This window comes from Stenotrophomonas sp. SPM (assembly GCF_003105135.1).
GTDB lineage: Bacteria > Pseudomonadota > Gammaproteobacteria > Xanthomonadales > Xanthomonadaceae > Stenotrophomonas.
Window position 1 is genome coordinate 1 of record NZ_QETL01000072.1, and the last position, 20998, is coordinate 20998.

15 protein-coding genes are annotated in these 20998 nt (G+C 67.4%); 6 read left to right on the forward strand and 9 right to left on the reverse strand.

What is annotated here, in order from left to right; translation table 11 throughout:
• Positions 1-138: 138 nt before the first annotated feature.
• Together DCO49_RS14260 and DCO49_RS14265 are read right to left on the reverse strand one after the other, a co-directional pair.
• Positions 139-2430 (reverse strand): NADP-dependent malic enzyme, encoded by a 2292-nt coding sequence (locus tag DCO49_RS14260; RefSeq protein WP_116864594.1) that lies wholly within the window; start codon positions 2428-2430, stop codon positions 139-141.
• A gap of 228 nt (positions 2431-2658) precedes the next feature.
• Complete coding sequence (locus DCO49_RS14265) at positions 2659-4002, reverse strand: dicarboxylate/amino acid:cation symporter (RefSeq protein ID WP_116864595.1); 1344 nt, start codon at positions 4000-4002, stop codon at positions 2659-2661.
• A 322-nt stretch (positions 4003-4324) separates the two neighbouring features.
• Here DCO49_RS14265 and DCO49_RS14270 point away from each other — a divergent pair, with 322 nt between their 5' ends.
• From DCO49_RS14270 to DCO49_RS14280, 3 genes are all read left to right on the forward strand, one after another.
• Positions 4325-5491 (forward strand): porin, encoded by a 1167-nt coding sequence (locus DCO49_RS14270; protein WP_116864596.1) that lies wholly within the window; start codon positions 4325-4327, stop codon positions 5489-5491.
• A gap of 68 nt (positions 5492-5559) precedes the next feature.
• The gene (locus DCO49_RS14275; protein WP_116864597.1) at positions 5560-8208 is read left to right on the forward strand and encodes a PAS-domain containing protein; all 2649 of its coding nucleotides are present in this window, start codon (positions 5560-5562) and stop codon (positions 8206-8208) included.
• Positions 8209-8311: 103 nt separating this feature from the next.
• Positions 8312-9145 (forward strand): ankyrin repeat domain-containing protein, encoded by an 834-nt coding sequence (locus tag DCO49_RS14280; RefSeq protein ID WP_116864598.1) that lies wholly within the window; start codon positions 8312-8314, stop codon positions 9143-9145.
• 37 nt (positions 9146-9182) lie between these two features.
• On the opposite strand, the gene DCO49_RS14285 is transcribed toward DCO49_RS14280, so the two are convergent.
• From DCO49_RS14285 to DCO49_RS14305, 5 genes are read right to left on the reverse strand one after another with little or no spacing between them, the layout of a single operon-like run.
• Positions 9183-9635, reverse strand: a complete 453-nt coding sequence (locus tag DCO49_RS14285) for a DUF695 domain-containing protein (RefSeq protein WP_116864599.1) — start codon at positions 9633-9635, stop codon at positions 9183-9185.
• A gap of 3 nt (positions 9636-9638) precedes the next feature.
• On the reverse strand, positions 9639-10286 hold the full coding sequence (locus tag DCO49_RS14290) for a response regulator transcription factor (RefSeq protein ID WP_079223223.1): 648 nt from the start codon (positions 10284-10286) through the stop codon (positions 9639-9641).
• Between the two features lie 49 nt (positions 10287-10335).
• Positions 10336-11391 (reverse strand): ABC transporter substrate-binding protein, encoded by a 1056-nt coding sequence (locus DCO49_RS14295; RefSeq protein ID WP_116864600.1) that lies wholly within the window; start codon positions 11389-11391, stop codon positions 10336-10338.
• Positions 11388-12779 carry a sensor histidine kinase gene (locus tag DCO49_RS14300; RefSeq protein ID WP_116864604.1) on the reverse strand — a complete coding sequence of 464 codons (1392 nt, stop codon included), beginning with the start codon at positions 12777-12779 and terminating at the stop codon, positions 11388-11390. The genes DCO49_RS14295 and DCO49_RS14300 overlap by 4 nt, the downstream gene beginning before the upstream one ends.
• Positions 12772-13464, reverse strand: coding sequence for a response regulator transcription factor (locus DCO49_RS14305; protein ID WP_108769956.1), 693 nt, complete (start codon positions 13462-13464; stop codon positions 12772-12774). Before DCO49_RS14305 ends, DCO49_RS14300 begins: the two co-directional genes overlap by 8 nt.
• A 297-nt stretch (positions 13465-13761) precedes the next feature.
• On the opposite strand from DCO49_RS14305, the gene DCO49_RS14310 reads away from it, so the two are divergent.
• The 3 genes from DCO49_RS14310 to phbB are packed head-to-tail and all read left to right on the forward strand — an operon-like array spanning position 13762 to position 17051.
• Positions 13762-14898 carry a porin gene (locus DCO49_RS14310; protein WP_116864605.1) on the forward strand — a complete coding sequence of 379 codons (1137 nt, stop codon included), beginning with the start codon at positions 13762-13764 and terminating at the stop codon, positions 14896-14898.
• Between the two features lie 58 nt (positions 14899-14956).
• Positions 14957-16285: a CitMHS family transporter gene (locus DCO49_RS14315; protein ID WP_116864606.1), complete on the forward strand. Its 1329-nt coding sequence runs from the start codon at positions 14957-14959 to the stop codon at positions 16283-16285.
• Between the two features lie 25 nt (positions 16286-16310).
• On the forward strand, positions 16311-17051 hold the full coding sequence (gene phbB / locus DCO49_RS14320; protein ID WP_116864601.1) for an acetoacetyl-CoA reductase: 741 nt from the start codon (positions 16311-16313) through the stop codon (positions 17049-17051).
• A 105-nt stretch (positions 17052-17156) separates the two neighbouring features.
• Here phbB and DCO49_RS14325 read toward each other — a convergent pair whose 3' ends face one another.
• Together DCO49_RS14325 and DCO49_RS14330 are read right to left on the reverse strand one after the other, a co-directional pair.
• On the reverse strand, positions 17157-18266 hold the full coding sequence (locus DCO49_RS14325) for a DUF4274 domain-containing protein (protein WP_165835731.1): 1110 nt from the start codon (positions 18264-18266) through the stop codon (positions 17157-17159).
• 138 nt (positions 18267-18404) lie between these two features.
• Positions 18405-20693, reverse strand: coding sequence for a TonB-dependent receptor (locus tag DCO49_RS14330; protein ID WP_116864603.1), 2289 nt, complete (start codon positions 20691-20693; stop codon positions 18405-18407).
• Positions 20694-20998 lie beyond the last annotated feature (305 nt).

Consider the following 20998-nt stretch of genomic DNA (forward strand, 5'->3'; position numbering starts at 1 on the left):
TGCCCGGCGGAATGCCTGATTGGCCGCGCTGCGCGCTCGCCGGGCATGGCCCGGCGCTACCCGATCCGGTTTCCGCTGTGCGGAAACAGAAACGCGCCCCATGGGGCGCGTTTCTGCAGGTGTCGCGGGAACGAAGGCTTACGCCTTCTTTTCCGCTTCCAGCTGCTTGCGGATCTGCGCATCCACGGCGGCAATCGCGGTCATGTTCAGCACGCGGCGCGAGGTCGCGCTGGTGGTGAGGATGTGCACCGGCTTGTTCACGCCCATCAGGATCGGACCGATCGCCACGCCGTCGGTGAACACACGCACCAGGTTGTAAGCGATGTTGGCCGCTTCCAGGTTCGGCAGCACGAACAGGTTGGCACGGCCCTGCAGGGTCGAGCCCGGCAGCAGCTTCTGGCGCAGGGCTTCGTCCCATGCGGTGTCGCCCTGCATCTCGCCGTCCACGTTCAGACGCGGGTTGCGCTTGAGCAGCATCTCGCGCACCTGGCGCATCTTCAGCGCATCCTTCGAATCGTGGCTGCCGAAGTTGGAGTGCGACAGCAGCGCCACCTTCGGCTCGATACCGAACAGCTTCATGCGGTAGGCGGCCTGCAGGGTCGCTTCGCACAGCTGCTCGGCGGTCGGGTCCTCCTGCACGTGGGTGTCCACGAAGAAGAACACGCCCTGCTGGTTGATCACGCCGGTCATGGCCGAGGTCGAGGTGACCTTCGATTCCAGCGGCAGCACGCTGCGCACGTAGCCCAGCTTCTTGTGGAAGCGGCCGACGATGCCGGTCAGCATCGCATCGGCTTCGCCACGGGCAACCATCACGGCGGCGATCAGGGTCGGGCGCGAACGCATCAGGTTCTTCGCCGCGGCCACGGTCACGCCGCGGCGGCCGGTCAGGCCGTGGTAGTACTGCCAGTATTCGTTGAAGCGCGGGTCGTCATTGATGTTGGTGACCTCAATGTTCTCGCCGACCTTCAGGCGCAGGCCGAGACGCTCGATGCGCGATTCGATGACGTCCGGGCGACCGATCAGGATCGGGTGCGCCAGGCCTTCGTCGACCACGTTCTGCACGGCCTGCAGCACCACTTCTTCTTCGCCTTCGGCGTAGACCACGCGCTGCTTGTCGTTGCGCGCGCGGTCGTAGACCGGCTTCATCATCAGGCTGGTGCGGTAGACGAACTGGGCCAGCTTGTCGCGGTAGGCGCCCATGTCGGCGATCGGACGGGCGGCCACGCCCGAATCCATCGCGGCCTGGGCCACGGCGGCCGACAGCTCCACCAGCAGGCGGCGGTCGAACGGACGCGGGATCAGGTATTCACGGCCGAAGCTCGGGGTGTCACCGCCATAGGCCGAGCCCATGTCGGTGGCCGCACGGCGGGCCAGCGCGGCGATGGCGCGCACGCAGGCGATCTTCATTTCCTCGTTGATCGCGGTGGCGCCGACATCCAGCGCGCCACGGAACAGGTACGGGAAGCACAGCACGTTGTTGACCTGGTTCGGGTAGTCCGAACGGCCGGTGCCGATGATCGCGTCCGGACGGGCGGCGCGCGCCAGTTCCGGCATGATTTCCGGGGTCGGGTTGGCCAGGGCGAAGATCACCGGATCCGGCGCCATGGTCTTGACCATCTCCGCGGTCAGGATGCCCGGGGCCGACAGGCCCAGGAAGATGTCTGCGCCGTCGACGATCTCGGCCAGGGTGCGCTTGTCAGTGTCGCGCGCATAGCGCTGCTTTTCCGGGTCCAGGTCGGTACGGCCGGTGTGGATGACGCCCTCGCGGTCGAAGGCCAGGATGTTCTCCGGCTTCAGGCCCAGCTGAACCAGCATGTTCACGCAGGAAATGCCGGCCGCGCCCATGCCCGTGGTCGCCAGCTTCACGTCTTCGATCTTCTTGCCGGTGATGGCCATGGCGTTGATCACCGCCGCGCCGACGATGATCGCCGTGCCGTGCTGGTCGTCATGGAACACCGGGATCTTCATGCGCTCGCGCAGCTTGCGCTCGACCACGAAGCATTCCGGGGCCTTGATGTCTTCCAGGTTGATGCCGCCGAAGGTCGGCTCCAGCGAGGCGATGATGTCGACCAGCTTGTCCGGGTCGGTCTCGTCCACTTCGATGTCGAACACATCGATGCCGGCGAACTTCTGGAACAGCACGCCCTTGCCTTCCATCACCGGCTTGCCGGCCAGTGCGCCGATGTTGCCCAGACCCAGCACCGCGGTGCCGTTGGAGATGACCGCCACCAGGTTGCCGCGCGCGGTCAGCTCGCTGGCCTGCTGCGGGTCGGCCTTGATCGCTTCACAGGCGTACGCAACGCCCGGCGAATACGCCAGCGACAGGTCGCGCTGGGTCAGCATGGGCTTGGTTGCAGAGACCTTGATCTTGCCCGGCGGGGACATCCGGTGGTAATCGAGGGCGGCCTGTTTGAAATCTTCGTTGGACATCGACGTGGATTAATGAATGGGCAAGGGGGACAGGGGATGATACCCCCGTTGGAGGGCCTGGACCTGTCGCTATCCTGTCGCAATCATGCTGCGACTGCACAATTCCGTGCCGTATGCGACTAGTTCGGGGACCAGCTTCGGCGATGCCCACGACAGCCATGGGTCGCCTTGAAACGTTGCGGGGCCGCGTCACTCACGTGACCGGCCCCGCGGTACCACACACCTGTGTCAGCCCTTGGCGGGCAGTGCCTCCGGCACGGCATCGACCGGCAGCGGCAGCTCGCTCTCGCGGCCGTCCAGCGCCAGCTTCAGGCGGTCACGGTCCAGCGCGCCTTCCCAGCGCGACACCACCACCGTGGCCACCGCGTTGCCGATGAAGTTGGTCAGCGAGCGGCATTCGCTCATGAAGCGGTCCACGCCCAGGATCAGCGCCATGCCAGCCACCGGCACTTCCGGTACCACGGCCAGAGTGGCGGCCAGGGTGATGAAGCCGGCACCGGTGACGCCGGCCGCGCCCTTGGAGCTGAGCATGGCGACCAGCAGCAGGGCGATCTGGTGGCCCAGGGTCAGTTCGGTGTTGGTGGCCTGGGCGATGAACAGCGCGGCCAGGGTCATGTAGATGTTGGTGCCGTCCAGGTTGAACGAGTAGCCAGTGGGGACCACCAGGCCGACCACCGACTTGCTGCAGCCGGCGCGTTCCATCTTCTCCATCAGCGACGGCAGCGCCGATTCGGAGGAGGAGGTGCCCAGCACCAGCAGCAGCTCGGCCTTCAGGTAGCGGGCCAGCTTGAACACCGAGAACCCGCACAGGCGGCAGACCACGCCGAGGATGACGGCCACGAACAGGAAGGCGGTCAGGTAGAACGAACCCACCAGCCAGGCCAGGTTGATCAGCGAACCGACGCCGTACTTGCCGATGGTGAAGGCGATGGCACCGAAGGCACCGATCGGGGCGGCCTTCATCAGAATGTGCACCAGCTTGAACACCGGGGCGACCAGCGCCTCCAGGAAGTTCACGATCGGCTTGCCCTTCTCACCCACCGAAGCCAGCGCGATGCCGAACAGCACGGCCACGAACAGCACCTGCAGGATGTTGCCGTCGACGAAGGCGCTGATCAGCGTCTTCGGGATGACGTCCATCAGGAAGCCGACCAGGGTCAGGTCATGCGACTTCTCGACGTAGCTGTGGACCGCGGTCTGGTCCAGCTCGGCCGGGTTGATGTTCATGCCCGCGCCGGGCTGCACGACGTGCGCCACGATCATGCCCACGATCAGGGCCAGGGTGGAGAAGAACAGGAAGTACGCCATCGCCTTGGCAAAGACGCGGCCCACCGTGCGCAGGTGGGTCATGCCGGAGATGCCGGTGACGATGGTCAGGAAGATGACCGGCGCGATGATCATCTTCACCAGGTTGATGAAGGCATCGCCCAGCGGCTTCATCTTCTCGCCGATCATCGGCTCGTAGTGGCCGAGGACGGCGCCCAGGATGATCGCCACGATCACCTGGAAGTACAGCTGGCGGTAGAGCGGCAGCGGCTTGCTGGGCAGCGCCGGGGTGGTCGGGATGTGCATGGCGGACTCCGGAAGGGGCGGTTCTTGCGCATACGGCTCCCGCGTTGGCGGGACCGTCTCCGTGGATCTGGACCGACCTGCGCGGCATGCACGGGCGTGTCCAATGGACGCCTTTGTACGCGCAGGGCACGCCGCCGCAGATAACCTATTGGTACTAGCCCCCCGGTTCAGGTGGCTCGGGTGCCTACACTGGCGCCGCACCGCCTGTCCCGGGGACGGCCACCGGCCCGACCTGAACGATCGGGCGCCCCCCTGCGAAAGTTCCGGCCAGCGCGGCCGTTGTTGTCCTGTCCACACGCATCCGAGAGAGAGCCGCACCACCATGCGCCCCATTCCGACCCTGCTGGCCATGTCGCTGGCCGCCCTGCCCGCCTTCGCCTCCGCCGCCGATTTTGACAACTGGCCGACCAAGTACGCCTTCAGCGATGGCACCGAACTGGCCGCCACCGGCAACATCGCCTACGACTACAACGACTTCTCCTCTGGCAGCGGGATCGAAGACGATGACGCCGTGCGCCGCAAGGAGTTCGGCGCGACCCTGAAGAAGAAGGGCGTGTACGACGCGATGGTGTACTACGACTTCCAGTCCGATACCTGGCTGGACGTGTTCGTGCGCTTCGAGAGCAAGGCCTTCCTCAGCCGTGATGTCGGCCGCTTGCGCTTCGGCTACATGAAGACCCCGGTCGGCCTGGACGGCAACACCTCCTCGCGCGCCGGCAGCTTCCTGGAAACCGCCCTGCCCGTGCAGGCCTTCTACGCAGGCCGTCGCACCGGCGTGGAATGGGTGCTGGAGCGCCCGCAGTACCTGCTGCAGGCTGGCGCCTACGGTGGCAAGGACCTGCAGGGTGACAACCCCGGCACCACCCAGGCCGTGCGCGCGGTCTGGACCCCGATCAAGGCACCGGGCGACGTGGTCCACCTTGGCCTGGCCTATTCGCAGGAAAACCCGCGCGGCTACCGCGACGGCCGCGACGTGCACCACGAAGCCAGCGCCCGCCTGCGTGCGCGCCCGGAAGCCGGCCTGACCGACATCCGCCTGGTCGACTCCGGCGCGCTGGTCACTGCCGACCAGATCCGCCGCACCGGCCTGGAAGGCATCTGGATCCGCGGTCCGTTCTCGCTGCAGGGTGAAGCCCTGCAGGCCACGGTGACCCGCAAGGGCCTGCCCGACTACACCGGCAGCGGCCAGTACGCCATGGCCAGCTGGGTGCTGACCGGCGAATCGCGCCCGTACAGCGCCGGCGCGGTCGCCAACATCAAGCCGGCCCACAGCTACGGTGCGGTCGAGCTGCTGGCCCGCTACAGCCGCATCGACCTCGACGACGGCAGCATCCTCGGCGGGCGCCAGCATGACCTGACCGTGGGCGCCAACTGGTACCTGACCAGCCACTTCAAGTTCCAGGCGAACTACGTGAAGGTCGATGCCAGCCGCCGTGGCGTGCACAGCACCCCGGAAATCTTCGAACTGCGCGCGCAGATGCACTTCTGATCCCTTCCACAGAGCAGAGACCGGCGGGCGTGCATGCCACCCCCGCCGGCCCTGCGTAGACTGCCGCCATGTACTGGCTCAGCCGCCACCGGATGCTGTTGCTGACCATCGCGGTGTTGGTCGGTGGCACCGTGCTGTGCGCGATCGCCGCCGGCCACTTCGCCTGGCGCCGCGCGCTGGCTGCAGAAAGCAACCAGGTGCAGCGCCAGCTGCAGCTGTACGGCCAGGGGCTGCAGCAGCGCATTGACCGCTTCGGCACCCTGCCGCAGGTAATGGCGCTGGACCCGGACCTGCTGCAGGCGCTGCGCGCGCCGCTGACACCCGCCGCAACGCAGCGCCTGAACCTCAAGCTGCAGCGCGCCAACCAGGTCACCCGCACCTCGACTCTGACCCTGGTCGGCCGCAATGGCGTGGCCGTGGCGGCCAGCAACTTCGACCAGCCCTCGACCAACGTCGGCGAGGACTACGCCTACCGCCCCTACTACCAGCAGGCGCTGGCGCATGGGCGTGGCCGCTTCTACGGCATCGGCATGACCACCGGCGTGCCGGGCTACTTCATGTCCGAGGCGATCGTCGATGGCGACGGCCAGCGCATCGGCGTGATCGTCATCAAGATCGAGCTGTCCGCACTGGAACAGGAATGGCTGGGCAGCCCCGACGTGGTGCTGGCCAGCGACAACCATGACGTGGTGTTCCTGGCCAACCGCGATGAGTGGCGCTATCGCCTGCTGCGCCCGCTGGGGGCCGACGAGCGCCGCGAGATGCTCGATGCCCGCCAGTACGCCGACCGTTCGCTGCAGCCGCTGCGCGTGCGCACCGAAGATGTGCTGGCCGATGGCGGGCGCATGGTGCGCCTGCTCGACCCGGCGTTGCCGCAGGCGATGCTGTGGCAGACCCTGCCGCTGCCCGACGAGGACTGGAGCCTGCACCTGCTGCATGACGCCGGCGGTGCGTCCAGCGTGGGCCGCGCCGCGGCCATGGCCGGTGCCGCCGTGTGGCTGGCACTGGGCTTCCTGGTGCTGTTCGTGCAGCAGCGCCGGCGCCTGTCCCGGCACCGCCAGCGCAGCCGCAGCGAGCTGGAAACCCTGCTCAAGCAGCACGCGCAGGAACTGCGCACCGCCCAGGACGGCCTGCTGCAGGCCGCCACCGACGCCGACAGCGGGCTCAGCCGCAGCCTCGAGCACCTGCCGCAGGGCGTGGTCATCATCGACCGCGAGCTGCGCCTGGTGGCGTGGAATTCGCGCTACATCGAACTGTTCCGCTTCCCGCAGGGGCTGGTGCGGGTGGGCCGGCCGATCGAGGAGCTGTTCCGCTTCAACGCCCGCCGCGGCTTGCTCGGTCCCGGCCCCGTCGACGATGCCATCGAGCGCCGCCTGAACCACCTGCGCAGCGGCCGCCCGCACATGCGCGAAAGCGAGAAGGACGACGGCACGGTGCTGGAGATCCGCGGCAATCCCCTGCCCGACGGCGGCTTCGTCACCAGCTATGCGGACATCACCAGCTACAAGAACGCCGCGCGCGAACTGCGCTCTCTGGCCGATGCGCTGGAACACCGGGTGGCCGAGCGCACCCATGACCTGGAGGAAGCGCGCCGCGAGGCCGTGCAGGCCAACCGCTACAAGACCCGCTTCGTCGCCTCGGCGGTGCACGACCTGCTGCAGCCGTTGAATGCTGCGCGCATGTTCGTTTCGGTGCTGCGCGCGCGGCTGAATGGCGAAGCGCGCGAACTGAGTGAGCACGTAGACGCCGCACTGGCCGCGCAGGACGCCATCCTCAACAGCCTGCTGGATATCTCGCGGCTGGAATCGGGCTCCCTGCAGACCCGCGTGCGTGCATTCGCACTGTCGCCGCTGCTGGAGACCCTGGCCCGCGAGTTCGGCATCGCCGCGCAGAGCCGTGGCCTGCAGCTGGACTGGATCGACACCCGCGCGGTGGTGGTCAGCGATGAAGCCCTGCTGCGCCGCATCCTGCAGAACTTCCTGTCCAATGCGCTGCGCTACACCCCGCGCGGACGCGTGCTGATCGGCTGCCGGCGCGTGGGCGACCAGCTGCGCATCGAAGTGCACGACCAGGGGCCGGGCATTCCGGAAAGCCTGCAGGGCGAGATCTTCGAGGAATTCCGCCGCCTGAACGATGGCGTCGAACAGGAACGCGGCGCGGGCCTGGGCCTGGCCATCGTCGAGCGCATCGGCCGACTGCTCGGCCACCGCATCAGCCTGCGTTCCACGCTGGGCAAGGGCAGCGTGTTCGCGGTGAGCGTGGCGCTGGGGCATGCCGACGATGTGGCCGCGCCGGCACCGCCGCCCGTGCTGGCCGCCGAACCGTCCGACGACAGCCCGCTGCGCCAGTGCCGGGTGTGGAGCATTGATGACGACCCGCGGGTGTGCGCGGCCACCCGGGCCCTGCTGGAGCGCTGGGGCTGCAACGTCGAGTTGGCCGATGGCCCGCAGGGCGCACTGGAGATCGCCAGCGCGCTGAACGTGCCGCAGTTGCTGTTGCTGGACGTGCGCATGGGCCAATGGCACGGGCCGGATCTGTACGAGGCGCTGTGCACGCTGTGGCAGGCGCGGCCGCCGGTGATCCTGGTGACCGCCGAGCGCGATGACGCGCTGAAGGCGCATGCCGCCGAACACGGGTGGGGCTTCCTGCCCAAACCGGTGCGACCACCGGCGCTGCGCGCGTTGATGACGCAGATGCTGTTGCGGCATCGGGCGTAGAGTCGAGCTTGCTCGACTGCATTGCTCCGCTTCCTGTAGAGCCGAGCCCACGCTCGGCTGCATTGCCTACAATCGCCCCCTACCCGTGCACGGATCGCTGAGCATGCAGAAGTCCCCGAAGGTGAAAATTCCCGCGGATATCTTTGAAGCAGCTTGGAACGCCAACGCAGCCGCCACCGCAGCCTTCCTCGCGGCCGGCGCGGACGTGCACGCGGTGGATGCCTTTGGATTCACCGCACTGGAAAGGGCCGCATCCAGCCAGGACTGTGCGCCGATGGAGGACACCCTCGCGACCCTGCGCCTGCTGATCGATGCCGGCAGCCCGCTGGAGCACATCGGCGTGGGCGGACGCACAGCGCTGTACCTGGCGGCAGAGTTTTCGCCGGAAGGACCCGAGGCGGTGCAGCTGCTGATCGATGCCGGTGCACAGCCCGATGTGTGCGACACACATGGCAACCACATCGTGGAAAACGCCTGGTCACCGCTGGTGAAGGCCTTGCTTTCCGCGCTGACCAGCCACGCCATTCCCTCGGTCGTGGTGCGCAAGCCGGACCGGAAGATGTCCGCTGCTGCGTGGAAGCTGGCGCGAGCCAGGATCGATGCGGCATTTGCAGTCCTGAAAGCAGCAGGCATCGTCGCCACTGCTGGGTGCGGCGATACGCCGGACGACGCTGCCGATGACACCAATGAGCTTTTCTGGCAGCGCGGCGGCACAGATGCAGGCCTCAAAGGGTTCTGCTTCTGTTCCGGCGATGACATGAAGCGCGCCAAGCGCGCCAGCGATCTCTCCATTGGCTTCTGGGGCCCGCCCGACAGCGCTGCCATGGAACAGATCGGCCAGGCCATCGTCGACGCCGCCGGCGTCGGCCTGCCAGCCGAGTGGGATGGCACGGAACGCATGCGTCCCTGCATCGATCTGCGTTCGCTCAACGCCTGAGAGGCATCAGCCGAGCGTGGGCTCGGCTCTACAGAGCTCAGTTGAGCCGGAAATCCTGCAGCGGCAGGTCAAGCTCGGGCTGGGCCAGCGTCCAGTCGCGGTCGTATTCCATCTGGAACTCCCATTCCCGCAGCTGTACCGGTGCGGCGAGCAGCTGCTGCAGGCGGTCATTCGCCTGTTCGGGATCATCCACCCGATACAGCAGCACGCGCTCGCCACGGGCGGTGATGCGCGCAAGGAAAACGGCGTTGCCGTCCGCTCCAATGCTTGATTCGAGCAGCCCTTCCAGGCACGTGACCACTTCCAGCTCTTCCGGGGTGGGCATGCCGTTGTCACCCAATCCTCTGCAGGCGATGCCGATCCGCAGGTGCCAGGGAATTGCGTCCCGGCCTGCATAGCTCCGCAGCGCCGTGTTGACCACGACCACGGCCGGATCCTCGCCGAGACCCGTGTTGATGAGGGTGTAGAACGGCGCCGGGGGTTCGCGCATCGGTCAGATCCCGCCCGCGTCACCTTCCGGCTCCAGCGCCTTCACCAGCACTGCCGCCTGGGTGCGGCTGTGGCACTCCAGCTTCTTCAGGATGGCGGTCACGTGCACCTTCACCGTGTTCTCGGCCAGGCCCAGTTCGTAGGCGATCTGCTTGTTGAGCAGGCCGTCGGCCAGGCACAGCAGCACGCGGAACTGCTGCGGGGTGAGCTGGGCCAGGCGTGCGGCCAGCAGGGCATCGGATTCGCTGCGCTCCGGCGCCATCGCCGGGAACCACAGGCTGCCGTCGAGCACGGCCTGCACCGCCTGGCCGATGGTCTCGGCCGGGGCGGATTTGGGGATGAAACCGGCGGCGCCGAACTGCTGGGCGCGGCGGATCACCCGCGGGTGGTCATTGGAGGAAAGAATCACCACCGGGATATCCGGGTGCGAGCCACGCACATGCAGCAGCGCCGAGAAACCGTGCGCACCCGGCATGGTCAAGTCCAGCAGTACCAGGTCCACCTCGGGCTGGGCGTCGAGGGCTTCGGCCAGGGCATCGGCACTGGCCACCTCGCGCACCTGCGCCAGCGGCAGGCTCTGCCGCAGCGATTGCACCACCGCCGAACGCAGCAGCGGATGGTCATCGGCGATCAGGATGGTGTATTCGCTCATGGGGCCATTGTACGCATCCGCCGGGCATACACCGGCGCTACCCGCAGGGTCAGCGCCCGGCCGGCTCCACGCTGCTGCGCCAGGCATCGAGGAACTGGCGGCGCTTCAGCGCGTCCAGGTACACCAGCAGGCCCGGACCGAGCTGGATCGGGCGGCGGCTGCGTCCGGGCGCGTCGTCACTGCGCGCGTTGCCGGTGACGATCGGCATCAGCCGTGCCTCGCGCGATAGCACCTGCTGGCCACGCGGCGACAGCAGGTAATCCAGGAAGCGGCGCGCCTCTTCCGGGTGCGGCCCGGTACGCGGGATCACCGCCGTGCGCAGCACCACGAGGGTGTAGTCCTCCGGCTCGATGATGGCCAGCGGCGCGCCGCCATCGATGCGTGCCTGTGCGTACGAACCCAGCACGTTGTAGACCAGCGACAGTTCGCCGCTGGCGACCTTGTCCAGCAGCACGCCGGTGCGCTCCTCGCGCAGCACCGCGTTGTCGCCCAGCGCGCCCAGCAACGCGCCGGCGATGCTGCCGCGCTGTGCGTCCTGGGTAGCCAGCAGATAGCCCACGCTGCTGCGCTCGATATCGTAGGTGCCGACCCTGCCGCGCAGCGGCGTGCCCTCGGCGCGCAGCAGGTCCAGCAACTGGCGTCGTGTATGCGGAGCCTTGGCGGCCGGCAGGCGGCGGGTGTTGTAGACCATCACCACCGGCTCGTAGCTGATGCCGAATGCCTCGCTGCGCCACTGCGCCCAGGCCGGCAGCGCGGCGGTCTGCGCCGAGCGGTGGGGCAGCGCGTGGCCGTCGTTCACCAGTTTGGTCTGCAGGTCCATGCCGCTGGAAATCAGCAGGTCCGGCGAATCCGGCCCGGCCCGATCGTGCAGGTACCGCGCGTACAGGTCCTGGGTGATGATGTCCTCGTACACCACTTCGGTGCCGGGGTGCAGGCGCTGGTAATCGGCGATGACCACCGCGAACACCTCGATGTCGGTGCTGCCATGTATACGCAGCTGCGCGGTGGCCGGGCCCTGCGCGGCAAAGCGGCGCACATCGCCGGGCGCGGCCAGCACCGGCAGCGCCAGCAGCAGGGCGAAGGCGGTGGCGAACAGGCGGATCATGGACTGCTCCGGGGCAGGCGGATGGTGGCGACCAGGCCGCCCTGCGGACGGTTGCTCAGGTCGATGTGGCCGCCATGGCTGTCGACCACGCGCTTGACGATGGCCAGGCCCAGGCCCGCACCACCGGCCGGTGCGCCCTCGCCACGGGCGAAGCGCTCGAATACGCGGCCGGCATCGGCCGCGGCGATGCCGGCGCCGTGGTCGGCAATGGTCAATACCGCCTGTCCGCCTTCCACGGTCAGTGCGATCTGCAGCGGGCCGTCACCGCCGTACTTCAGCGCGTTGTCGACCAGGTTCTTGATCGCCTCGCGCAGCAGCAGCGCATCGCCATGCACCTGCACCGGCTCGGCGGTCATCGCCAACTGCACGCGCGGCGCAGGGCCGGCCTGCGGCAGTGCTTCATGCAGGGCCTGGTGCACCGTCTCGGCCAGGTCCACGGCCGCGAAGCGCTGCAGGTTGGAACGGTGGATCACGCTGGCATCGCTGAGCAGCTGGTTGAGCAGGCGGCTCATGTGCGTGGCATTGCGCTCGATGGCCTGCAGGCTGCGCCGCATGTCGTCCGGGTCGTCATCGTCCAGTGCCAGCTGCGCCTGCGCGCGCAGTGCGGCCAGCGGCGTGCGCATCTGGTGCGCGGCCTCGGCCATGAACGCACGCAGCGTCTCGTTGCTGCTGGACAGGCGTTCCATGAAACGGTTCAGCGCCGCGACCATCTGGTCCATCTCGCGCGGTACGCGCGCATCCAGCGGCTTCAGGTCGGACGGTTCGCGTCGCGACAGTTCGCGCTCCACCCGCACCAGCGGCCGGAACGCGCGGTGCACGCCGAAGGCCACCAGGGCCAGCAGCAGCAGCGACAGCACGCCGATGGCCAGCAGCGCGCGGTTGACCATATCCTGCGCCAACGCCTCGCGTGCGCGGCGGGTCTGCCCCACCTGCACCTGCACCTCGCCCTGCGCGGACGCGGCGGCGAAGCTGCGGCTGACCACCACGAAGCGCACGGTCTCGCCACTGTAGGACGCATCGAACAGCTGCGGTTGCGTGCCCGGCCGACGCGGTGGCGCGGGCAGGTCGCCATAGCCGGTGATGAGGTTGCCGCGACTGTCGGCCACCCGATAGAACACGCGGTCCTCCGCCGCCATCGCCAGCAGGTCCAACGCGGCGTACGGCAGGTCCACCTGCCACTGGCCATCGACCAGCGCCACCGAATCGGCGATGGACAGGGCCGAGGACACCAGCAGGTGGTCGTAGGAACGGTTCGCGGCGCGCTGGCCGTAATCGCGCGCGGCAAACAGCAGGGCCACGGCGAACACCGCCAGCAGCGTGCCCAGGTACAGCAGCAGGATGCGCCGCAGCGAACCCGGCGCGGCTACCGCGGTGAGGGCCTCAGCCATCGCCATCGCTGCTGCCGTCGCCGGCTTCTTCCAGCAGGTAGCCGACACCCCGCACGGTGGTGATGCGCAGCGGTGCACCGGCCAGCTTCTTTCTCAGGCGACCGATGTACAGCTCGATGGCATTCGGCCCAGCTTCGTCGTCGAAGCCGAACAGGCCGTTGCCGATCTCGTCCTTGCCGACCACCTGCCCGAGGCGGCCGACCAGGATTTCCAGCAGTCGGTATTCGCGGTTAGGCAGCTCGATCGGCTCACCGTCCACGCTGACGCGGTGCGCGGCGTTGTCGAACTGGAAGCCCCCCACCTGCACCACTTCGCTGGCCTGGCCGCGTGCACGCCGCAGCAGCACGCGGCAGCGCGCTTCGAATTCGCGAAAGTCGAAGGGCTTTCCGAGGTAATCATCCGCGCCGACATCCAGTGCCTGCACGCGGTCTTCGATGCCATCGCGTGCGGTCAGCATCAGCACCGGCGTGCTGTCGCCACGCTCGCGCATGCCGGCCAGCACGCGCAGGCCATCCAGCTTGGGCAGGCCGATATCCAGCACCACCAGGTCGAAGCTCTGGTAGCGCAGCACGCTGGCGGCGGCCAGGCCGTCGGCCTGCCAGTCCACCGCGTGGCCGCTGCGGCGCATGCGGCGGATGATGGCATCGGCCAGATCCGGATTGTCTTCGACCAGCAGCAGGCGCATCGGCGGGGAACGGAAGGACGCGGGGGAAAGCGAATGCTACCGCGTGCGGCGCGGTGACGTGTGGCGGGCATCCCGCCGGGCATGGCCCGGCGCTACCGGGGATCGCGGCGTCGACGGGCTTCGCCGGGCATCGCGGCGGCTTTTACGCTGCACCGCACAAACCGCTGACAGGACGATGACAGCTACCGCAACCCAGACTGCGGCCGCGCACCATCCGGTGCCCACGATTGCCGCGCGCCTGGCGCGCACCTGGGAGGGTTTGTGGAACTGAAGTTTGCCTGGCCGCGCCCCGCCGCCATGATGGCCCTGGCTGCGCTGGCCGCGCCGGCCTTTGCTGAAGACGACCGGCCGGTCACCGCCACCGTCGGCGGCCGCCTGCACCTGGATTTCGCCACGTTCGACAACGACGACCGTGGCACCCCGAACAAGGACGACACCGAGATCCGCCGCGCCTGGCTGGACGTGTCGGGCAAGTTCTTCTTGGTCGACTACAAGGCCGAAGCGGAGTTTTCCGGCGACCGGGTCGAGGCCAAGGACGTCTACCTCAGCCGAAGCTTCGGCAAGGCCGGCAAGCTTACGGTCGGCCAGTTCAAGCAGTATTTCTCGCTGGATGACCGCACCAGCTCCAACTACGGCAGCTTCCTGGAGCGCGGCAACGCCGGCACCACGCTGGCGCCGCTGTACCGCCTGGGCGCGTCCTGGCAGGCCAATCCGGGTGATTTCACCTGGGCCGCCAGCCTCTACAGCCTGGAAAGCATCGATGCCTGGCAGGTGAAGGGCCGCGCCGCCGGTGGCCGCGTCACCTGGGCACCCTCGCCCAGCGATGGCGACGTGCTGCACCTCGGCCTGTCGCTGGCCCATGAGGCCTACGACAACCCCGGCAGCAACGGCACCCCCGGCCTGAAGATCCGCCCGCGCCCGGCCGGCCACCTGTCCGATGAGAGCCGCCTGACCCTGGTCGACTTCTCCGCCGGCCGCGATACCGACGTCAACAAGTGGTCGCTGGAATACGCGCAGGTGCGCGGCCCGCTGTCCTGGCAGGGCGAATTCAGCGGCGCCACCTTCGATGACGGCGGCCAGCGCGGCGACGTGATGGCCGCCTACGGCATGCTCAGCTGGTTCGTCACCGGCGAAAGCAAGGCCTACGACCGCAAGACCGGCCGCTTCGCCCGGGTCAAGAACATCCGCAACAAGGCCGGTGCCTTCGAAGTAGCGCTGCGCTACGACCAGATGTGGGGCGCGCAGCACCTCGATGGCGCGCCGGACCTGCGTCGTGGCAGCACCGCCGCCTGGACGCTGGGCGGCAACTGGTACCTGCGCGACAACCTGCGCTTCATGCTCGACGTGATCGAAAGCCGCAACCGCGACCGCCTGGCCGGGGTGAGGCTGGACCGCACGCGCGCGGTCACGGGCCGCCTGCAGTTCGACTTCTGAGCCACGCACGCCCTACCCCTCCCCTCTTCAACCGCAGTACGCAAGGAGTCCGCAGATGATGCTGAGCATCCTCGGCTTTGGCATGGTCATTACGTTCATGTACTTGATCATGAGCAAACGACTGTCGCCGCTGGTCGCACTGATCACCATCCCGATCATCTTCGCCCTGCTCGGCGGATTCGGCGCCAACATCGATGAAATGATGCTGGAAGGCATCAAGAAGATCGCGCCCACCGGCGTGATGCTGATGTTCGCCATCCTCTACTTCGGCGTGATGATCGATGCGGGCCTGTTCGATCCGCTGGTGCGCATCATCCTGCGCTTCGTCAAGGGCGATCCGATGAAGATCGTGCTCGGCACCGCCGTGCTGGCGATGCTGATCTCGCTCGACGGCGATGGCTCGACCACCTACATGATCACCGTCTCGGCAATGCTGCCGCTGTACCAGCGGCTGGGCATGAACGCGCTGAACATGACCTGCGTGACCATCCTCGCCGGCGGCGTGATGAACCTGACCCCGTGGGGCGGCCCGACCGCACGCGCGGCCACCGCGCTGCACGTGGACCCGGCCGATGTGTTCGTGCCGCTGATCCCGTCGATGATGATTGCCTGTGCCGGCGTGCTGCTGCTGGCCTGGTACCTGGGCATGAAGGAACGCCGCCGCCTGGGCGTGGTCACCCTGCCGCAGGGTGGCAGCTGGATGGACAACAGCGTGTCCGATGACAACAACGCGCTGCCGTCGGTGGAAGACGCCGAGGACATCAAGCGGCCGAAGCTGCTGTGGGTGAACCTGGCACTGACCCTGGCGCTGATGGGTGCACTGATTGCCGGCGTGCTGCCGATGCCGGTGCTGTTCATGGTCGGCTTCGCCATCGCCCTGGTCATCAACTACCCGAACCTGGCCGAGCAGCGCCGCCGCGTGGTCAACCACGCCGGCAACGTGCTGTCGGTGGTCGCGTTGATCTTCGCCGCAGGCATCTTCACCGGCATCCTCAACAACACCGGCATGGTCGAGGCGATGTCGCACAGCTTCCTGGCGATCATTCCCGAATCGTGGGGCCCGTACCTGGCCGTCATCACCGCCATCGCGTCGATGCCATTCACCTTTTTCATGTCCAACGATGCCTTCTACTTCGGCGTGCTGCCGATCCTGTCCGAGGCGGCCGGCAATTACGGCATTACCCCGGTGGAAATGGCCCGCGCGTCGCTGGCCGGGCAGCCGGTACACCTGCTCAGTCCGCTGGTGCCCTCCACCTATCTGCTGGTGGGCCTGGCCAAGGTCGAATTCGCCGACCACCAGAAATTCACCCTGAAGTGGGCGATTGCCATCTCGCTGCTGTTGATGGTCGGTGGCCTGCTGTTCGGCCTGTATCCCTTCGCATCCTGATCCGGACACCAAGGAGCCTTCTGCAATGACGCTTCGAATCGCTTACGTCACCAGCGGCATGGGCAGTGTCGGCACTGCCATCTGCCAGGGCCTGGCCCGTTCCGGCCATACCGTGGTCGCCGGCTGCGCACCGAACTCGCCACGCAAGGCCAACTGGCTGCGCGAACAGCGCGAACAGGGCTTCGATTTCATTGCCTCCGAAGGCAACGCCACCGACTGGGCCTCGACCACGGCGGCCTTCGCCAAGGTACGTGCCGAGGTGGGCGAGGTGGACGTGCTGGTCAACAACTCCGGCGGCAGCCGCGACCTGCTGTTCCGGCAGATGACGGTGGAGGATTGGAATGCAGTGATCGCCTCCAACCTCAACGCACTGTTCAACCTGACCAAGCAGGTGGTCGACGGCATGGCCACGCGCGGCTGGGGCCGCATCGTCAACATCGGTTCGGTCAGCGCGCACAAGGGCCAGATCGGCCAGGTGAACTACGCGACGGCGAAGGCGGCGATGCACGGTTTCAGCCGTGCGCTGGCGGCCGAAGTCGCCTCGCGCGGCGTCACCGTGAACACCTTGTCGCCGGGCTACATCGCCAGCCAGGCGATCAGCAGCTTCCCGCCGGACGTGCTGGACCGGCTGGCTGCCTCGGTACCGGTGCGCCGCCTGGGCCGCCCGGAAGAAGTGGCCGGCCTGGTGGCCTGGCTGGCTTCGGATGAAGCCTCGTATGTGACCGGTGCGGATTACCCGGTGAATGGTGGGTTGTATATGGGCTGAGGCCCAGTGGGGTCAGAGCCCTTTCGCACGCGAAAGGGATCCGATCCGTCCCTTTCGCCTGCGAAAGGGCTCTGACCCCTGCTTGATGCGTGGATGCTTGATCCTCTACCCGCGGGCGTTCGCGAGCGCCTCGGCAATGTCTTCCGGCAGGCCGGTGATGAAATCCACCTCGTCCGACTCGTCCACGATCTGCCCCGTGCGCGGCTGCCACATCGGGTCAGGAATCGCACGCAGCACCTCCCGACCCGGCCAACACGCAGGGAAACGCGGCCGGTTCCGTGCCAGGTCGAAACCCAGCCCGTGATCCGCGTAACCGCCATCAGCCAGGCGCTGCTCGATGCGTCTCAGCACGGCTGCCGTGTAGCGGTGTGACTCCGGCACATCCTCGATCGTCGCGAAGGGGACGTACCACGACGCACCCAGGTTCCAGTAGAGCGCCAATGCGCTGGAAGCGGCCAATGTCGGCTGGTCCAGCAACCACTGCAGCGCGTCTGACAGCGCACTGGTGTCAGCGAACAGCATCAGTTGATGGCACTCCTGCGGCGCGGCCTGGCGCAGGAAGGTCTCAAGGACCGGCCAGCCCGGATCCACGACCGTCGCCAGCGGCGACAGCGTCGGCGGCATCACCTCGGCCCAGATGTCGACATTGCCGGCGACGGCATCGCCGAGCGCCGGCCCACGATCAGGCTGCACCGCCGCGGCCATGTCGTGCAGCTGTGCTGCGAGCGCCAGCGGCAGCGGCAGGCCATCATCGAAGTCCGCGTCGACGGCCTCTGCAAAGGGATCGCAGGCGCGCTCGCCTGCCACCGCAGCCAGCATGGCGTCCGGGACGGCGCGACGCACGACCAGGCCGGGATGATCACCCATCGAAGGGCCCGGCCAGTTGCCCGGGTCGAAGGCGAGCGCACGACCGGCATAGAAGCCATCGATGTAGCGTTGCTCGATGCGGCGGACGATCGCATGGGCGTCGCGCTCATGTGCGGGCACGTAGTCATCAGCGGCGTACTGGGTGAACCAGGCCGCGCCCAGCGACCAGTACATCATCAGCGCCGTCGCGCGATCCAGCTCGCTGCGCCCCGCCAGCCAGGCCAGCAGCTCGGCGCTGTCGTCGTAGTTGCGGCGCGCGACGTAGATGTGGCGCTGCTCGGGAGATGCCTGCAGCAGGTAGTCCTGCAGCAGTGCGCGGGAGGCGCGGTCGTACTCGTCGTGGGTCAAGGGGGACTTCTCGTGGCTCAGGGGCCCGTGCAGTCTAGCGGCCCCTGCCATCTGCGGGCCGGAGCGCATCCACGCATGGCGTGGATCTACTGGCTCAGTAGATCCACGCCACGCGTGGACGCTTCATGCTTCGGCCGATCAGAAGTCCGCTGCCACCGTCATGAACACCTGGCGCGGTGCGCTGGCATGGATGGCGTAGCGCGTGCCATTCGGGTCGGTCGGTGCGAACGAACTCAGCTGGCCCGCATACCGCTTGTTGGTCAGGTTGGTCGCGTTCATCGACACGCGGATGTTGCGCAGGCCCATGCCCGGCCCGAAGTCATAACCGGCGCCCGCATCGAAGGTGGTCACGCCCGGCACCGACTGGTCGTTGGTGTAGGTGTAATAGCGCTTGCCGGTGTACTTGGCGCGCAGGCTGGCGAAGAAGCCATCGCGGTTCCAGCTGATTTCGCTGGACGCCATGCGCTGCGGCGTGTCCACGGTGATCTTGCCGGCCACCGGCACGATCTCGCCACCCGAGGTGTAGTTGTCCTCGTAGGTGGTCTTGTTCCACGACAGCGCGTTATACCACTGCAGGCCGTCGATCGGCTTGAGGATGAAGGTCAGCTCGGCGCCGTGGCTCTTAACCGAACCCACGTTGATGAAGCGGGTGACGCACTCCGGGCGCGTGCCGACTTCGATGCTCGAGCACGGGTTGAGCGACAGCAGGCGGTTGTCGAAGGTCACGTTGTAGGCGGCGATGGACGCCTGGTAATTCTCGCCGAAGGTACGGAAGCCGGCTTCCAAGCTCTTGGACTTCTCCGGCTCCAGCCCGGCGCTGGCCGCGAACGATTCCGGCGAGACCTGCAGCGGGCCACCGCTGCCGCCACCGACGAAGGCCGCGATGTTCTCGGCATACGATGCGAACAGCTCGTTGTTCGCATTGAGCTTGAAGCCCAGGCCGACCTGCGGCAGCACCGATTCCTTGGCGGTCAGCGTGCCCGAGGCGATGCTGGTTTCCACACCCCCCTTGGCGGTGGCGCGCATGCGCGTGTTCGGGCTCTTCAGGCCCACGTCCACGGTCAGGCGCTGGTCGAGGAAGCGCATGCGGTCCTGCACGTAGAACTGCTGCGTGCGGATGTCGAAGTCCTGGTTGAACAGCAGGCGGTCCGGATTCTTCAGGTACAGATCATCCAGGAACGGGCCGCTGATGTAATAGAAATTGCGCGACACGTTGTGGTCGTTCTGCTCGTACCACAGGCCGGCTTCCAGCTCGTGGATGCCCACCTGCCACGACAGCGCGGCGGTCAGGCCGTCGCGGTTGATGGTGTAATTGGTGCTGCGGATGGAGATCGGCAGCATCTGGTCGGTGCCCGGGTAGGACGGCTGGCCCGGCGCCCACCAGTGGCCCTGGCCACGGTTGTCGTGGTGGTAGGCCACCAGCTTCAGGCGGCCCTGCTCGCCCAGGCGCAGGTCGGCGTCGACCGAGTACAGGTTGTCATCGCGCAGCGCGCGGCTCTGGTAGTAGGCATCGTCGATGCTGTTGACGCCGCCACTGAACTGGCACTTGGCCGGATCACGCGTGCCCGGCGCGCAGTAGGCGGCGGCGACGGCGCGGTCCCAGTCCGGTGCGTAGATGTTCCAGTCCCAGCCCAGGCCGCGATCCAGCATGTCCTTGGACAGGTAGGCGTAGTTGGCCTGGCTGGCACGCGAGGTGGCGACGAACGCACCGAAGCGATGGTCGCCGACGTTCAACACGGCCTTGGCGTTGAACTGGCGGGTTGTCTGGTTCTGGTACGGCGCGGCCCACATGTCCTGGTCCTGGTGCACGCCGGAGACATAGGCAGAGAAGTCGTTGATGTCGCCGGTATCCACGCGCAGGTAACCGCGGCGCTGGTTGTTGTCACCGACGGTGACGCTGGCACGGCCGCCGAATTCGGTGGACGGGTCCATCGAGAAGTACTGGATGGTGCCACCGAGGTTGCTGGTGGAGGCTACACCCAGCGAACCAATGCCCTGCGACAGTTCGGCGCCGGCGAGGTTCTCGGCGATCAGCGCGCGGGCGATGCTCAGGCCGTTGTAATTGCCATAGCTGTTGTCGCCCAGCGGAATGCCGTCGAGCGTGTAGCCGAGACGGCTCTTGTCGAAGCCGCGCAGGCTGATCGTCTGCGATTCTTCATTGGCGCCGAAGGCATCGTTGGACTGCACCGACACGCCGGGCAGGCGGTCGAGGATCTTCTGGCCGCTGGTGCCCGGCGGCAGCACCTGCTTGTCGACGGCGGTGATGCGCTGCACCTGGCGGGTTTCGCCCTGGCCGATGACGGACACGGTGTCGAGCGTCTGTGCGCTCAGCGCGGCGTCGGCGGTGGCATCGGTGGTTTCAGCGGCATGGGCGCTGGCGGCGGAAAGCGCGATCGCGACGGCGATCGTGAGGTGTCGGGTCTGCATGTGGATCCATTGCATGGGGGGAGTCCGCCGCGACTCGGCACGGCGCCAGGCCACTATGCGAATGGAAGATGAAATGTTTTTTACGAAGTGGCGCGGGTGTTGCGGGCAGTGACGCGCGTCTCGTTCGTGGGGGGTTGTCGGCAGGGCTGCGCCCTGCACCTGCACCTGCAGAGGCCAAGGCGGAAGCAACAGCAACAGCGGGCTATCCATAGGATGGCGGGGTGGGTCCGGTTGCGGGGGACGCTGCAAGTACGTCCATGTAAGCTCGGTCGCCGCATCCATGCGGCTCACGCCCCCGCAACCGG

What these genes read in the sequence shown, in the direction of transcription:
- DCO49_RS14260 (WP_116864594.1), bottom strand. Translation starts at nt 2,430, where the DNA reads ATGTCCAACGAAGATTTCAAACAGGCCGCCCTCGATTACCACCGGATG.
- DCO49_RS14265 (WP_116864595.1), bottom strand. Translation starts at nt 4,002, where the DNA reads ATGCACATCCCGACCACCCCGGCGCTGCCCAGCAAGCCGCTGCCGCTC.
- DCO49_RS14270 (WP_116864596.1), top strand. Translation starts at nt 4,325, where the DNA reads ATGCGCCCCATTCCGACCCTGCTGGCCATGTCGCTGGCCGCCCTGCCC.
- DCO49_RS14275 (WP_116864597.1), top strand. Translation starts at nt 5,560, where the DNA reads ATGTACTGGCTCAGCCGCCACCGGATGCTGTTGCTGACCATCGCGGTG.
- DCO49_RS14280 (WP_116864598.1), top strand. Translation starts at nt 8,312, where the DNA reads ATGCAGAAGTCCCCGAAGGTGAAAATTCCCGCGGATATCTTTGAAGCA.
- DCO49_RS14285 (WP_116864599.1), bottom strand. Translation starts at nt 9,635, where the DNA reads ATGCGCGAACCCCCGGCGCCGTTCTACACCCTCATCAACACGGGTCTC.
- DCO49_RS14290 (WP_079223223.1), bottom strand. Translation starts at nt 10,286, where the DNA reads ATGAGCGAATACACCATCCTGATCGCCGATGACCATCCGCTGCTGCGT.
- DCO49_RS14295 (WP_116864600.1), bottom strand. Translation starts at nt 11,391, where the DNA reads ATGATCCGCCTGTTCGCCACCGCCTTCGCCCTGCTGCTGGCGCTGCCG.
- DCO49_RS14300 (WP_116864604.1), bottom strand. Translation starts at nt 12,779, where the DNA reads ATGGCTGAGGCCCTCACCGCGGTAGCCGCGCCGGGTTCGCTGCGGCGC.
- DCO49_RS14305 (WP_108769956.1), bottom strand. Translation starts at nt 13,464, where the DNA reads ATGCGCCTGCTGCTGGTCGAAGACAATCCGGATCTGGCCGATGCCATC.
- DCO49_RS14310 (WP_116864605.1), top strand. Translation starts at nt 13,762, where the DNA reads ATGATGGCCCTGGCTGCGCTGGCCGCGCCGGCCTTTGCTGAAGACGAC.
- DCO49_RS14315 (WP_116864606.1), top strand. Translation starts at nt 14,957, where the DNA reads ATGCTGAGCATCCTCGGCTTTGGCATGGTCATTACGTTCATGTACTTG.
- phbB (WP_116864601.1), top strand. Translation starts at nt 16,311, where the DNA reads ATGACGCTTCGAATCGCTTACGTCACCAGCGGCATGGGCAGTGTCGGC.
- DCO49_RS14330 (WP_116864603.1), bottom strand. Translation starts at nt 20,693, where the DNA reads ATGCAGACCCGACACCTCACGATCGCCGTCGCGATCGCGCTTTCCGCC.